15 protein-coding genes are annotated in these 12,947 nt (G+C 68.6%); 5 read left to right on the top strand and 10 right to left on the bottom strand.

Going from position 1 to position 12,947, the window contains the following annotated elements:
- Positions 1-250: 250 nt before the first annotated feature.
- From WS64_RS16565 to WS64_RS16550, 4 genes are all read left to right on the top strand, one after another.
- Positions 251-1,435 carry a porin gene (locus WS64_RS16565; RefSeq protein WP_059575242.1) on the top strand — a complete coding sequence of 395 codons (1,185 nt, stop codon included), beginning with the start codon at positions 251-253 and terminating at the stop codon, positions 1,433-1,435.
- Between the two features lie 132 nt (positions 1,436-1,567).
- Positions 1,568-2,824 (top strand): sulfite dehydrogenase, encoded by a 1,257-nt coding sequence (gene soxC / locus WS64_RS16560; RefSeq protein ID WP_060967464.1) that lies wholly within the window; start codon positions 1,568-1,570, stop codon positions 2,822-2,824.
- Entirely contained in the window at positions 2,817-3,341 is a 525-nt protein-coding gene (locus WS64_RS16555; RefSeq protein WP_060967015.1) for a c-type cytochrome, read from the top strand. Before soxC ends, WS64_RS16555 begins: the two co-directional genes overlap by 8 nt.
- 79 nt (positions 3,342-3,420) lie before the next feature.
- Positions 3,421-4,608 carry an LLM class flavin-dependent oxidoreductase gene (locus WS64_RS16550; protein WP_060967014.1) on the top strand — a complete coding sequence of 396 codons (1,188 nt, stop codon included), beginning with the start codon at positions 3,421-3,423 and terminating at the stop codon, positions 4,606-4,608.
- Positions 4,609-4,662: 54 nt separating this feature from the next.
- Here the strand turns inward: WS64_RS16550 and WS64_RS16545 are convergent, their stop codons facing one another.
- The 6 genes from WS64_RS16545 to WS64_RS16520 form a co-directional block, all read right to left on the bottom strand.
- Positions 4,663-5,880 (bottom strand): acyl-CoA dehydrogenase family protein, encoded by a 1,218-nt coding sequence (locus tag WS64_RS16545; protein ID WP_060967013.1) that lies wholly within the window; start codon positions 5,878-5,880, stop codon positions 4,663-4,665.
- Between the two features lie 214 nt (positions 5,881-6,094).
- Positions 6,095-6,982 (bottom strand): ABC transporter permease, encoded by an 888-nt coding sequence (locus WS64_RS16540; protein ID WP_060967012.1) that lies wholly within the window; start codon positions 6,980-6,982, stop codon positions 6,095-6,097.
- The gene (locus WS64_RS16535; protein WP_060967011.1) at positions 6,979-7,968 is read right to left on the bottom strand and encodes an ABC transporter ATP-binding protein; all 990 of its coding nucleotides are present in this window, start codon (positions 7,966-7,968) and stop codon (positions 6,979-6,981) included. The genes WS64_RS16540 and WS64_RS16535 overlap by 4 nt, the downstream gene beginning before the upstream one ends.
- Before the next feature lie 67 nt (positions 7,969-8,035).
- Positions 8,036-9,067 (bottom strand): ABC transporter substrate-binding protein, encoded by a 1,032-nt coding sequence (locus WS64_RS16530; protein ID WP_060967010.1) that lies wholly within the window; start codon positions 9,065-9,067, stop codon positions 8,036-8,038.
- A 48-nt stretch (positions 9,068-9,115) separates the two neighbouring features.
- Positions 9,116-10,042 carry a TauD/TfdA dioxygenase family protein gene (locus WS64_RS16525; protein WP_060967009.1) on the bottom strand — a complete coding sequence of 309 codons (927 nt, stop codon included), beginning with the start codon at positions 10,040-10,042 and terminating at the stop codon, positions 9,116-9,118.
- A gap of 205 nt (positions 10,043-10,247) precedes the next feature.
- A complete protein-coding gene (locus tag WS64_RS16520) occupies positions 10,248-10,529 on the bottom strand; it encodes a hypothetical protein (protein ID WP_060967008.1) in 282 nt (93 codons plus the stop codon).
- A 254-nt stretch (positions 10,530-10,783) separates the two neighbouring features.
- Between WS64_RS16520 and WS64_RS34935 the strand changes: the two genes are divergently transcribed.
- Positions 10,784-10,927 carry a hypothetical protein gene (locus WS64_RS34935; RefSeq protein WP_167351629.1) on the top strand — a complete coding sequence of 48 codons (144 nt, stop codon included), beginning with the start codon at positions 10,784-10,786 and terminating at the stop codon, positions 10,925-10,927.
- Between the two features lie 71 nt (positions 10,928-10,998).
- Here the strand turns inward: WS64_RS34935 and WS64_RS16515 are convergent, their stop codons facing one another.
- The 4 genes from WS64_RS16515 to WS64_RS16500 all read right to left on the bottom strand — a co-directional run bounded on the left by WS64_RS16515 (position 10,999) and on the right by WS64_RS16500 (position 12,703).
- Positions 10,999-11,163 (bottom strand): zinc ribbon-containing protein, encoded by a 165-nt coding sequence (locus WS64_RS16515; protein ID WP_060967007.1) that lies wholly within the window; start codon positions 11,161-11,163, stop codon positions 10,999-11,001.
- A 35-nt stretch (positions 11,164-11,198) separates the two neighbouring features.
- The gene (locus tag WS64_RS16510; RefSeq protein ID WP_167351628.1) at positions 11,199-11,468 is read right to left on the bottom strand and encodes a DUF2934 domain-containing protein; all 270 of its coding nucleotides are present in this window, start codon (positions 11,466-11,468) and stop codon (positions 11,199-11,201) included.
- Between the two features lie 27 nt (positions 11,469-11,495).
- A complete protein-coding gene (locus WS64_RS16505; protein WP_059575150.1) occupies positions 11,496-11,921 on the bottom strand; it encodes a CBS domain-containing protein in 426 nt (141 codons plus the stop codon).
- A 71-nt stretch (positions 11,922-11,992) separates the two neighbouring features.
- The gene (locus WS64_RS16500) at positions 11,993-12,703 is read right to left on the bottom strand and encodes an MgtC/SapB family protein (protein ID WP_060967005.1); all 711 of its coding nucleotides are present in this window, start codon (positions 12,701-12,703) and stop codon (positions 11,993-11,995) included.
- Positions 12,704-12,947: the final 244 nt, after the last annotated feature.

The raw sequence follows: 12,947 nt of genomic DNA, 5'->3' as shown, positions 1-12,947 counted from the left end.
GAATGATTTCATCGATCGATATGACCGCATACGTGCATTTCCGGCGAGCGACGTTCGCGGTCGGCGCGATGCGTTCGCCGCAGCAGGCGCGCCGGACGCGATCGCGGCGCACCTGCCGGGCCGACGACAGCGCACATTACAAATCGGCCGCGCAGCGAATTACAAACCACGGATCGGCCGTTCATCGGCGCGTCCATCGTCAATAGCATCGTGATCCTCACAAACGTACTGATAAAAACAGAGGATGGTCATGATCAAAAAAACGGTGGTACTGGGTTTGGTTTCGATCGGTTCGGTCGGCGCGCATGCGCAGAGTTCGGTGACGTTGTACGGCGTGGTCGATGCCGGCATCGCGTATACGAACAACCAGGGCGGCGCGAGCAACATCCAGCAGACGAGCGGCAAGCTGAGCGGCAGCCGCTGGGGCCTGAAAGGCGCGGAAGATCTCGGCGGCGGCGTGCAGGCGGTCTTCACGCTCGAAAGCGGGTTCCGCCCGAGCGACGGCGGGCTCGGCCAGGGCGGCCGCCTGTTCGGCCGCTCAGCGTACGTGGGCCTCGGCAAGAAAGGCCTCGGCACGCTGACGTTCGGCCGTCAGTACGAGCCGATCACCGATCTCGTCGCGCCGTACTCGGGGCCGGGTTTCTGGTCGCCGGCCACGCACGTGGGCGACAACGACAACCTGAACCAGAGCTTCCGGCTGAACAACGCGGTGAAGTTCCGCAGCGACACGATCGCCGGCTTCACGGCCGACCTACTCTATGCGTTCAGCAACCAGGCCAATGGCGGCGCGGGCACCGGATTCTCGAACAACAACGCGTGGGGTGCATCGGCGAACTACGTGAACGGGCCGCTGTCGTTCGGCGGCGGCTATGTGCGGTTCAATCATCCGAATGCGGCGTCGAATACGAGCGGCGCGGTGGGCGGTGCGACCTCGACCACCGGCAACGACTACAGCGGCGCGTTTTTCTACGGGCTGAACGGCGGCGTACTGAAGCAGCAGATCGGCGCGGTGGGCGCGAATTACGCGCTTGGCCGCGCGACGCTCGGCTTCGCGTGGAGCCACACGCAGCTCGACTATCTCGACGGCTCGTCGCGCAAGTTCAACAACTACGACGTGAACGCGCGCTACCAGCTCACGCCGGCGGCCACGCTGATCGGTGTCTATACGTTTACCGACGGGCGCGCGAGCGGCCTGCCGGGCACGAGCGGCCAGACGCTGAAACCGCGCTGGCACCAGTTCACGCTCGGGTTCGACTATGCGCTGTCGAAGCGCACCGATATCTACGTGTCGGGCATCTACCAGCTCGCGGCCGGCGATGCGAGCACCTCGACCTCGGGCGGCTATCGCAAGATCGCAGCGATCTCGAACATCGGCAGCGCATCGTCGACGAATCGTCAGCTTGCATTCGTCAGCGGGCTGCGCGTGAAGTTCTGACGGCATGTGCATCGGGCGCGGCGCAATCGTCACGATAAGCAAAGCGGGAATCGTTGTTTGCCGCGCCGCGCCCGGTTGCCGAAAATGATCGTTTCCCTGCGCGCGGCCCCCGCGCGCGACACGCGTTCGACCATGACCGATTCCCGTTTCCCTCCCCGTGCGCCGCGCGCCGGCCGACGCGCGGCGCTGCGTCAGCTCGCCGGCGGCTGGGCGGCCGCGATGCTGCCTGCGGGCGGCGCGCTCGCGAGCCCGCCGCTCGACGTGCCGCCGTGGACGCGCGCGCCCGGCGCGCCGCTGCTGTCGCCACCGTACGGTATGCCTGGGCAGCACGAGCGCGACGTGATCCGTCGCAGCGCCCGCCCCCCTGTGCTACCCGGTTCCGGCTCGTCGATGACGCCGCTCGCCGACCTGTTCGGCGACATCACGCCGAACGGGCTCGTCTACGAGCGTCATCACGCGGGCGTGCCGGACATCGATGCGCAACGCCATCGCGTCGTCGTGCACGGCCTCGTGCGCGAGCCGCGCGTCTTCACGCTCGACGACCTGCTGCGCTTCCCGTCCGAATCGCGGATCCACTTCCTCGAATGCTCGGGCAACACCGGCAGCGAATGGAACGGCCCGAGCGGGCTGCCCGTTCAGTTCACGCACGGGTTGCTGTCGTGCTGCGAATGGACCGGCGTCCGGCTGTCGACGCTGCTCGACGAAACGGGCATCGATCCCGACGCACGCTGGCTGCTCGCCGAAGGCGCGGACGGCGCGGCGATGACGCGCAGCCTGCCGCTCGACCGGATCCTCGAGCGCGCGCTGGTCGTCTATGCGCAGAACGGCGAACGGCTGCGTCCGGAGAACGGCTACCCGGTGCGGCTGATCGTGCCGGGATTCGAAGGCAACACGAACATCAAGTGGCTGCGACGGCTGAAGCTGGTGCGTGCGCCGGAGATGACGCGCGAGGAAACGTCGAAATACACGAACCTGCTGCCCGACGGCTGCGCGCGGCAGTTCGTGTTCGAGATGGACGCGAAGTCGGTGATCACGCGGCCGTCGGCCGGCCATCGGCTCGCCGCGCACGGCTATTACGCGATCGGCGGCTACGCGTGGTCGGGCCGCGGCCGGATTCGCGCCGTCGACGTGTCGACCGATGGCGGCCGCACGTGGCGCCCCGCGCGGCTCGCCGGCGACGTACGCGACCGTGCGCTGACGCGCTTCGAGGCCGACTGGGTATGGCGCGGCGAGCCGGCCGACCTGCAAAGCCGCGCGACCGACGAGACCGGCTACGTGCAGCCGACCCGCGACGCGCTCGTCGCCGCGCGCGGCCTGAACTCGCAGTACCACTACAACGGCATCCAGAACTGGCGTGTCGGCACGGACGGCGAGGTGCGCAATGCGTAAGCCGCTCGCTTGCCTGCTGGCGGCCTGCATGATGACGTCGGGCGCGTTCGGCGCCGGCTTCGGCCTCGGGCAGCCGGCCGATCGCGCGGCGTTCGCCGCGTGGGACATCGACGTCGCGCCGGACGGCAGCGGCCTGCCGCCCGGCGCGGGCACGGTCGTACGCGGCGGCCATGTGTTCGCCGACAAATGCGCGATGTGTCACGGCGCCGGCGGCGAAGGCGGCGTCGGCGATCCGCTCGTCGGCGGCATCGGCTCGCTCGCGAGCGCGAAGCCCAGAAAGACGGTCGGCAGCTACTGGCCCTACGCGACGACGCTGTTCGACTACATTCGCCGGGCGATGCCGTACAACGCGCCGCAATCGCTGAGCGCGGACGACGTCTATGCGGTCACCGCGTATGTTCTCCACCTGAACGGCATCGTGCCCGGCGACGCCCGGCTCGACGCGCGCACGCTGCCGCGCGTGCGGATGCCGAACCGCGACGGCTTCGTGCCCGATCCGAGGCCGGGCAAGCTATGACGCGTCCCGCACCGCTTGCCGCCGCATCGAGCCGCGCACCCGCGTGCGTCGCGCCGCACCTTTCAGCAAGGACCCCGTGATGAGCGACTCCTCCGTCACCGCCCCGCTCGCGCCGTCGCCGTTCGTCGACGTGCGTTCGCCGGCGGATTTCCCCGACAGCCCCGTGTCGCGCACGCTCGCGCAGCCGTTGATGCTCGGGCTGTTCCTGCCGATCCAGGCCGGCGGATGGAGCGCATCGACGCTGCCGCGCACAACGGACTGGACGTTCGACTACAACGCCGATCTCGTGGCGCGCGCTGAAGCGCTCGGCTTCGATCTCGTGTTCGCGCTGTCGCAGTGGCTGCCGAAAGGCGGCTACGGCGGCGTGTTCGACGGTCAGGCGCTCGACTCGTTCATGACGCTCGCCGCGCTGACCGCGCGCACCGAGCGGATCATCCTCGTCGCGACGAGCCACGTGCTCTACGGGCCGTGGCATCCGCTCCATTTCGCGAAGTTCACCGCGACGCTCGACCACATCTCGCGTGGACGCTGGGGCATCAACGTGGTGACCGGCCATCGCGCGATCGAGCACGAGATGTTCGGCTGGAACCGGATCGAACACGACCGGCGCTACGAGATGGCCGCGGAATTCCTCGACGCGGTCCAGCAGTTGTGGGCGCAACCGGATAATTTCAGCTACACGCCCGAACTGTCGAGCTGGCGGCTGGGCGGCGCATTCGTGACGCCGAAGCCGCGCTATGGCCGCCCGCTGCTGATCAACGCGACGGGCTCCGACGCGGGCATCGCGTTCGCCGCACGCTATTCGGACATCGTGTTCGTCACGAGCCCGGCCGGCCCCGACGCCGAACGCGCGATCGACGCGCTGCCCGCGCACACCGCACGCGTGAAGGCCGCCGCCGCCGCGCGCGGCCGCACGATCCGCACGCTGCTCAATCCGCTCGTGATCTGCCGCGAGACGGCGGCCGAAGCGCGCGCGTACCGCGACGCGATCGTCGCGCATGCGGACGAAGGCAGCTTCCACCGCTTCGACAGCGACGCACATGCGTGGCGCGGCGGTTTCGAGCAGCGTGCGCAGGCCGCCGCACGCGCGATCGGCGGCAACATCTCGATCACCGGCGCGCCCGACGAAGTCGCCGATACCATCGTGCGGCTGCACCGCGCGGGCATCGACGGTATCCAGTTGAGTTTCTACGATTTCAAGCCCGATCTCGACTTCTTCGGCGAGCGCGTGCTGCCGCTGCTGCGCGAAGCCGGCTTGCGGCGTTGAAGCCGGATTCGAAGCCCGGCGTGCCGGCACCGCCATAGCCGGCGGTGGCCGTCGTCAGAACACGCGCCCTTCGGTCAGGTGCGTCGTCACGCCGTTCAATTCGTAATCGCCTACCACACGCGCCTTGTGTAGCAGCGGGTTGTGGCTGAAGATCGTGCGCAGGTTGCGCCAGTGGCGATCGAAGTTGTGCGTGCGCGCCGTCGCCGACGCGCCGCCCACTTCGAACAGCCGCTCGGCCGCATGCAGCGCGAGCTTACTGACGATCAACTGCGTGCGGGCAGTGGCGAGCGCGCTGTCGAGCACGAGCGCATCCGCATCGGCGGCGCCCGCTTCGATTGCGTCGGCGGAGCGGTCGAGCGCGCGCGCGTTTTCTCGCACGAGCGCATCGATCGCGTGGCTGTGCGCGGACAGCTCGCCGACGATCTGCTGGACGAAATGATCGTCGCGCGCGGTCGGCGCGGGGCTGTGCAGCGCGGGACGGCCGTGCGCGAGCACATAGCGGCGCGCGTCGGCCACCACGTTGCGCACGATGCCCGCGCCCGTCGCGACGAGATGAAGCTGCCGCAGCGCGCCGCAATGACGGCCGACGAGCGTCGATCCGTCGCGCGGGGCCACTTCGTCCGCGAACACCTGCACGTCGTTCAGCAGCAGGCTGCCGCTCGCGGTCATGCGCTGCCCCATGCCGTCCCAATCGTCGAGCACCTGCAGGCCGTCGCGCGCCACGGGAATGATCACGGCGAGCGCGTCCCCCTGCTCGTTCTCCACGTTGATGCGCGCGAAATCGGCGAACGCGGTGCCCGTCGCATAGTATTTGCGGCCCGTCACGCGATGGTGATCGCCGTCGCGGCGCAGCACGGTCGTGTTCTCGCCCGGGCGCGACGTGCCGCGCTCGGTCGACGCGCCGCCGAAGATCGCACCGGCCAGCACGCGCTCGAGCTGCACGTCGTTGAATGCGGTGCGAGGCGACAGCCGCAGCGTCTCGGTCTGGTCGTAGTGGATGCGCAGCGCGTGCGCGAGATTCGAATCGGCGGCCGCCAGCGTCGCGATCGTATCGAACAGGTCGACCAGCGTGCCGCCCAGGCCGCCGCGCGCGACTGGAATCCGCAGCGCGCCCAGCGCCGAGCGCCGGAAGATCGCGAAGCCTTCGAACGGCAACTCGCGACGCGCCTCGCGCTGTGCGGCATCCTGCCCGATCGCGGTCGCGAGATCGGGCAGCGCGGCAAGCGCGTCGCGCAATGCTTCACGCGGATCGACGGCGTCACGGGCAGTCATTCGGCAGGTCCTTGTTTGGGGAGATGGGGAGCGTCGCGGCAACGCGCGACACGGCGTCCGTTACACACGTCCGTTACACGGCGTCTGTTACACGCGTCCGTTACACGGCGTCTGTTACACGCGTCCGCAAAGTATAGAGACGCGCCCACCGCGCGTGAAAAACCGATTTCAGCTTACGTTATGCCCGCGCCGGGATTGATCGCGAACGGACGCGTCAGTGCTGAATGCCCCACCGCCGCACGGTCGCGCGTTCGAGCGTATCGAATACGAGGTTCTCGACCAGCAGCCCGATCACGATGACGGCCGCAAGCCCCGCGAACACGCGGTCCGTATACAGCTCGTTGCGGTTCTGGAAGATGTACCAGCCGAGCCCACCCTGCCCCGCGCTGGCGCCGAACACGAGCTCGGCCGCGATCAGCGTGCGCCACGCGAATGCCCAGCCGACGCGCAGCCCCGACAGGATCGACGGCAGCGCGGCCGGCACGAGGATCAGCGCGATCTGGCGCAGGCCCGTGAGCCCGTAATTGCGCCCGGCCATTTTCAGCGTGGCGGGCACGCCGGCGAAGCCGGTATACATGCTGAGCGCGAGCGGCCACAGCACCGCGTGCACGAGCACGAACAGCAGACTGCCGGTGCCGAGCCCGAACCACAGAAGCGCGATCGGCAGCAACGCGATGGACGGCAGCGGATTGAACATCGACGTGAGCATCGTCAGCAGATCGCGGCCGATGCGCGTGGATACCGCGAGCGACGTCAGCGCGAACGCGAGCAGGACGCCCAGCGCATAGCCGCGCAGCAGCACGGACATCGAGATGCCGGTCTTGACCAGCAGTTCGCCCGACTCGATGCCTTGCACGAACGCGGCCAGCGTCGCGCCGAAGGTTGGCACGAGCAGATCGTTCGCGACGATGCGCGCGACGATCTCCCATGCGGCGATCAACACGAGCGCGATGACGCCGCGGCGAAACCACGCGGCGCCGGCGACGCGGCGCAGCAACGGCGCCGGCGCCGCACGCTCGGCATCGGGCGGCGTGTCGAGCGTGCGCGTATATTCGGCGCGCACGGGCGGCAGCGGCGGCAGGACCGGATCGATCGTACTCATGATGCGGCGTCCTCCGTCGTGGGTGCCCGGGATGTGTCGGTGTCGAACAGCACGCGGTGGATCCGCGCGACGTTGTCGCGGAAGTCGCCGGTGTCGACGTTCGCGAGCGAATGTTCGTGACTGTTGAGCTCCGCGCGCACGCGGCCCGGATGCGGCGACAGCAGCAGAATCCGGTTGCCGACCACGAGCGCCTCCTCGATCGAGTGCGTGACGAACAGCAGCGTGAAGCGGAATTCATCCCACAGCCGCAGCAGTTCCTCCTGCATCTTGCGGCGCGTGAGCGCGTCGAGCGCGGCGAACGGTTCGTCCATCAGCAGCACGCGCGGCTGCATCGCCAGCGCCCGCGCGATCGCGACGCGCTGTTTCATGCCGCCCGACAGCGTATGCGGATACGCATCGGCAAACGTGCTCAGCCCGACCTTGTCGAGATAGCGCAGCGCGCGCTCGCGTGCCTCGGCGCGCGACAGCTTCGCGGCGGCGCGCAACGGAAACGCGACGTTCTCGACGACCGTCTTCCACGGCGGCAACTGGTCGAATTCCTGGAACACGACGATGCGGTCGGGGCCCGGCCCGCGCACGGGCCGGCCGTCGAGCGCGATCGAACCCGACACGGGCTCGATGAAGCCGGCGATCGCCTTCAGCAGCGTCGACTTCCCGCATCCCGACGGGCCGAGCAGCACGAAGCGGTCGCTGCCGTATACGTCGAAGCTCACCTGATGCGTCGCGCGAACGATCCGCGTGCCGCTGCGGTATTCGAGGCTGACCTGGTCGATCGCCAGCAGGCGTTCGCTGTGCGTGCCGGCCGGTGCGGCGTGCGCGGCCGGGCGATCCTCCGCACGTGTATCGGGCACGGCAGAGGCGGCCGGCGACACGCCGCCACGTGCCGCATACGGCGGCAACCAGGTTCGGGGAGAAGTGGCGTTCACGATCGAATCTCTTGCGGGAAAAGCATCAACATACGGCCGGGCACCGTGCGGACCAACCATCGATTGCGCATATCGAAACCGCGCCGACGCATAAGCGTCGATCGCGGCGCCGCGGCATCGGCTCCGCTCAACTGCCGCCTGCCGTCGCGGGATCGTCGAAGAAATAGTCGCGCCACGACTTCGGCTCGTTGCGGATCGCCCCGGTGCGATGCATGAACTGCGCGAGCGGCAGCGTGTTCTGCGGCGCGGTCTTGAACTGCACCTGCGGATTGCGCAGGATCTTCAGCAGCAGCGCGCGATCGATCTTCGACCCGTTCACGCGAACGTAGGTATCGGCCGCACGCTCGGGGTCGGCCGCGATCTGCCGTGCGGCATCGGCCAGCGCGGCGACGAACGCGCGATACGTCTTCGGGTTGTCGTCGCGGAATTTCTCGGTCGCGTACAGCACCGTCGCGGAGCTCGGGCCGCCGAGCACGTCATACGAATTCAGCACGATGTGCGCGTTCGGATTGCCGGCGAGCTCCTGCTCCTGGAACGGCGGATTGCCGAAGTGGCCGGTGATCACGTTGCTGTTCGCGAGAATCGCGGCCGTCGCGTCGGGATGCGGAATCGCCTGGGTGAGTGAGTCGAGCTTGTCGAACTGCTTGTCGCCCCACTGCTTCGCCGCTGCGTACTGCAGCACGCGAGACTGCACCGACACGCCAACCGCCGGCACCGCGATGCGGTCCTTCGCGCTCAGGTCGGCGATCGTCTTCACGTTCGGGTTGCTGCTCACGAGGTAGTACGGGAAATTGCCGAGCGATGCGACACCCTTCACGTTCTGCCGGCCGCGCGTGCGATCCCACACGGTCAGGAGCGGGCCGACGCCCGCGCCCGCGACATCCACCGCGCCGGACAGCAGCGCGTCGTTCACGGCCGCGCCGCCCGACAGCCGCACCCAGTCGACCTTGATGTCGAGGCCGGCCTTGCGCCCTTCCTTCTCGATCAGTTGCTGGTCGCGCACGACGTTCAGCATCAGGTAGACGACGCCGAACTGCTCGGCGATACGGATGCGGCCCTCCGCGTGCGCGGCTTGCGGGATCACCGCACCCGCGAAGGCGAGCGCGGCGGTGAGCGTGGCCGCCAGCGCGCGGCGCGCCGGCAAGAACGAAAACGACATCGGAACTCCGGTCAGAAAGGGACGGAAATGAAGGACGCGGCGCGCGGCTCAGAAAGGCGCGTCGCCTTCGATCGTCGTGCGGTACAGCTTGCGGCGCAGGTGGTCGGGCGTGCCGGCGGCCAGATGCATCAGCGAACGGTTGTCCCAGAACACCAGATCGTGGTCGCGCCACGCGTGCCGATACAGGTGCTCGGCGCGCACGCTGTGCGCGAACAATTCGTCGAGCAGCGCGCGGCTTTCGTCGTCGGGCAGCCCGACGATACGCGTCGTGAAATGCTCGCTGACGAACAGCGCCTTGCGGCCGGTTTCCGGATGCGTGCGCACGACCGGATGAACGACTGCCGCGACCTGCGCGATCTGTTCGGGCGACAGGTTGGGACGCCACGGGCTACGCGCCTGCAGCTCCGCATAGCGCGCGAGATACGTATGCTCGGCGCGCCGCCCTTCGACCGCGCGGCGCAAGTGGGCCGGCAGCGTGTCCCACGCGAGGTGCATGTTCGCGAACAGCGTGTCGCCGCCTTCCGCCGGCAATTCCTGCGCGTGCAGCAGCGAGCCGAGGCTCGGCTTTTCCTTGTACGACAGGTCGGAGTGCCAGAAATGGCCGGCGTCGCCGAGCCCGACCGGTTTGCCGTTCTCGACGATGTTCGACACGATCAGCACTTCCGGGTGGCCGGCCAGCGCGAACTGATGCAGCACGTGAATCTGCAGCGGCCCGAAGCGGCGGCTGAATGCGATGTGCTCGTCCGGCGTGATGCGCTGGTCGCGAAACACCAGCACGTGATGATCGAGATGCGCGCGATGGATGCGCGCGAAATCGTCGTCGTGGAGCGGTTTCGACAGGTCGACGCCGATCACCTCGGCGCCGAGCGGCGCGTCGAACGGCACGATGTCGAAATGCTGCGCCGCGCCGTCCGGCCGCAAGGCGGGATGCCCGGCGGAAAGCGTTGCGGCGTCGCGGATGGCGGTAGTCGTCACGGCACGGCCCCTGATTCGGTCAAAACGCGAATCTACGAGGCCGTGCCGGCGTGCGTCAACGAAGCGATTCCGATACGTTTATCTGCTGCGGTGATAAAGATCGCTGCTCGCGCATACGGCGCCGCTCGGGGGATCGTGCAGCCGGTGCCGTTGACCGGAGACTCCACCCGGGTTCATCCCGCGTCGGCCTGCACCGCGAGCCGCGCTACAGCGGCCGCGGCCGACTGCCCGAATCGTCCGGCGCGTCGTGCTCGTCGGGCCACGGCTTGCCGGCCGGATCGCGCACCTCGGTCTGGCGCGGATCGTCGGGCACGACCTTGCGCGCCTGGTCCTCCGGAATCGTGTCGAGTTCGCCGCCACCGGGCGCATGGCCGCGGCGCGCGGTCGATTCGCCACCGGGCGCCGGCTTGCGCCGGTCCGGCGCGTCGGTCGTCTCGCGTGCCGCATCGGGCGACGCGGTGTGCTGTCGTTGAGTGTCCTGCGTCATGACGTTCTCCCTGTCCGGATGCTGACTGCGCCGCGCCACGCGGCGACGGGCGGTGCGGCAGCCTGCAACGCTTCCAGCAAGCGACATGCCGTTATCGGGCTGCCTCGTCGCACGGCCAGCGGATGAATCCGCTGAAGAAATTACAAGCGACGCATCACCCGATGCAGGAACGGCAATACCCGTGGCACGCGCGATGCTCGATAGCGACATGCCGGCTGCGCGCCGGTGCCCTTTCGACACCGAGGAGGACGATCATGATCACGACGCCCGCGACAAACGCGACACCGAACGACGACGATATGACCGACACGCCGGACATTCCGCCGCCGGAGCGCGACGACCGTCACGACGACCTGCCCGACTTGCCGGACCCGACCGAAGTGGGCGAGGACGGTTAGCACGCGTGTCGCCGCGGCGCGCGTTGCCGGTCTGCGCGTCGCGCGAAGCGAAGTGCGCCGCCCGCATCACCTTACTGCTTGTTGCCCGGTTCGCGCGTTCGCTCGCCGTACGTGTCGTTGCCGCAATGCGGGCACGTCGGGATCGGGTGCCCCGCCTGCACGTGCGTCGACCGATTGCATTTCTCGCATCGAAAGTTACCGGTCTTTTCCGCCTTTTCGCCCGCATGCGCCGTCATCTTCGTCCTCCTTCCGGCTCGGCCTTACCCGCGCTTCACCGCGTACGCCGCCTTTCATGCGCGAGCTCGCCGGTCGGCACCGCATCGACGTCCTGCAGCGGCTCGCCCGGAATGCGGCGCTTCGCGGACTGATCGGCCGGCGAATCGGCCGTCTGCCCGGCGCGCCCGTCCGCGCTGCTGCCCTCGGCATCGAGCTGCTGCTCGGCCCGCTGCCAGTATTCGTCGGCCCGACCGTCCGGAGCGCCGTCTGCCTGCCACAGCCGGTACGCACGCTCGCGGACCTGCGTTTCCCTGTCTTCGTTCATGTCGTTCTCCGTGTCTGTCATGGCAATTCACCGATCCGGGCGCGCCGGCGCCGACACCGCGCCGAGCGTCGACGACATCGCGCCGTCCGCGGCCGTCGCCAGATCGCCCAGCGCGACGATGCCGACCAGCCGCTTCTGCCGGTCGACCACCGGCACGCGGCGAATCTGCGCATCTTCCATCTTCTTTTGCACCACTGAAATGTCGTCGTCCTCATAACACCAGTTCGCGGGTCCGCTGACGACGCCCTCGATCGACTCGTTCGGCGGCACGCCCATCGACACCGCGCGCACGACGATGTCGCGGTCCGTCAGCATCCCGATCAGCCGCGTGCCATCGCAAACGGGCAGCGCGCCGACGTTCAGCTCGCTCATCAGCCGGGCCGCCTCGCGCAGGCTCTGCGTCGGGCCGATGGTCGCGGCGTCGCGTGTCATCACCTCCGATACACATGTCATGTTTCGCTCCTCGGTAAGCCGCCCACGGCGGCCTGCTGCACGAGCATCGCGCGTTCCAGCGGCGGCGCGCGTCAGTTCTCCGTCGCGCAGCGGACCGACGTCAGGCCCGCGGATTCGACGATCCGCATCAACTGCTTCAGCATCACGTCGGCGCTGGCCGCTTCGCGCCACTGCACGAACAGTTCTTCCTCGCGCACCGCGCGTGCAGCCGTTTCGCAAAAGCTTTTCGTCCGGCACGTGAATCCCGCCCCGCACAATTTCGCGATCAGTTGTTCGCGCGCAACCGAGCCCGGCGGATATTCGATCGTGACCAGCGCGGTCCGGACGCGCCGCAAGCGCTGCTCGACCAGCCGCAGCGGCCAGACGACGAGCAAGGCGAGCACCAGCCCGAGCGCGCCGAGTGACAACTGGCCGCCGCCGACGCACAGCCCGATGACGGTGACGAACCACAGCGTCGCGGCCGTGGTGACGCCGGATACGAGGCCATCGCGATGAAGGATCGCGCCGCCGCCGATGAAGCCCATTCCAGTCAGGATGCCGAGCGGCAGCCGCATCAGGTCCAGCACCGAAAACGCGCCCTCCGGCTTGCCCGCCTGCAGCAGCAGCGCATTGACCTGCAGCATCGACAGGCATGCGGCGAGACAGACGAGGATCGTCGTCCGCAGCCCGGCCGGCTTGCCGGATTCGCTGCGATCGAGGCCGATCAGCCCGCCCGCGACGAGCGCCAGAACGATCCTGACGAGAACGTCGTGCCACAGCAGTACGACCGGCATCGGTTCCATGCGCGACTCCCGTGCAAATCGTCATGTGGCGGGGCGCGAACGCCGCCGCCGACGCCTGCCCGGCGCAAGGACCGGGCCTGCTTTTCGGGTGCGGCGGCGCCTGTAGTACGTCGGACGGAATTGTAGAAAGGGGGTTCGGCGCGCACCGTGCCACCGTGGCGAAGGTGGTCGGCGCCCGTTCGCGGAATGATCGTGCGTCGCCACGCCGGGCGCAGACGGCGACGAACCGACCCGCCGCCCGCGA

Source organism: Burkholderia anthina, assembly GCF_001547525.1.
In the GTDB taxonomy this organism is placed as follows: Bacteria; Pseudomonadota; Gammaproteobacteria; order Burkholderiales; family Burkholderiaceae; genus Burkholderia; species Burkholderia semiarida.
The sequence above is the reverse complement of the archived record's forward strand: the minus strand, read 5'-3'. Positions and strand labels throughout refer to the sequence as shown.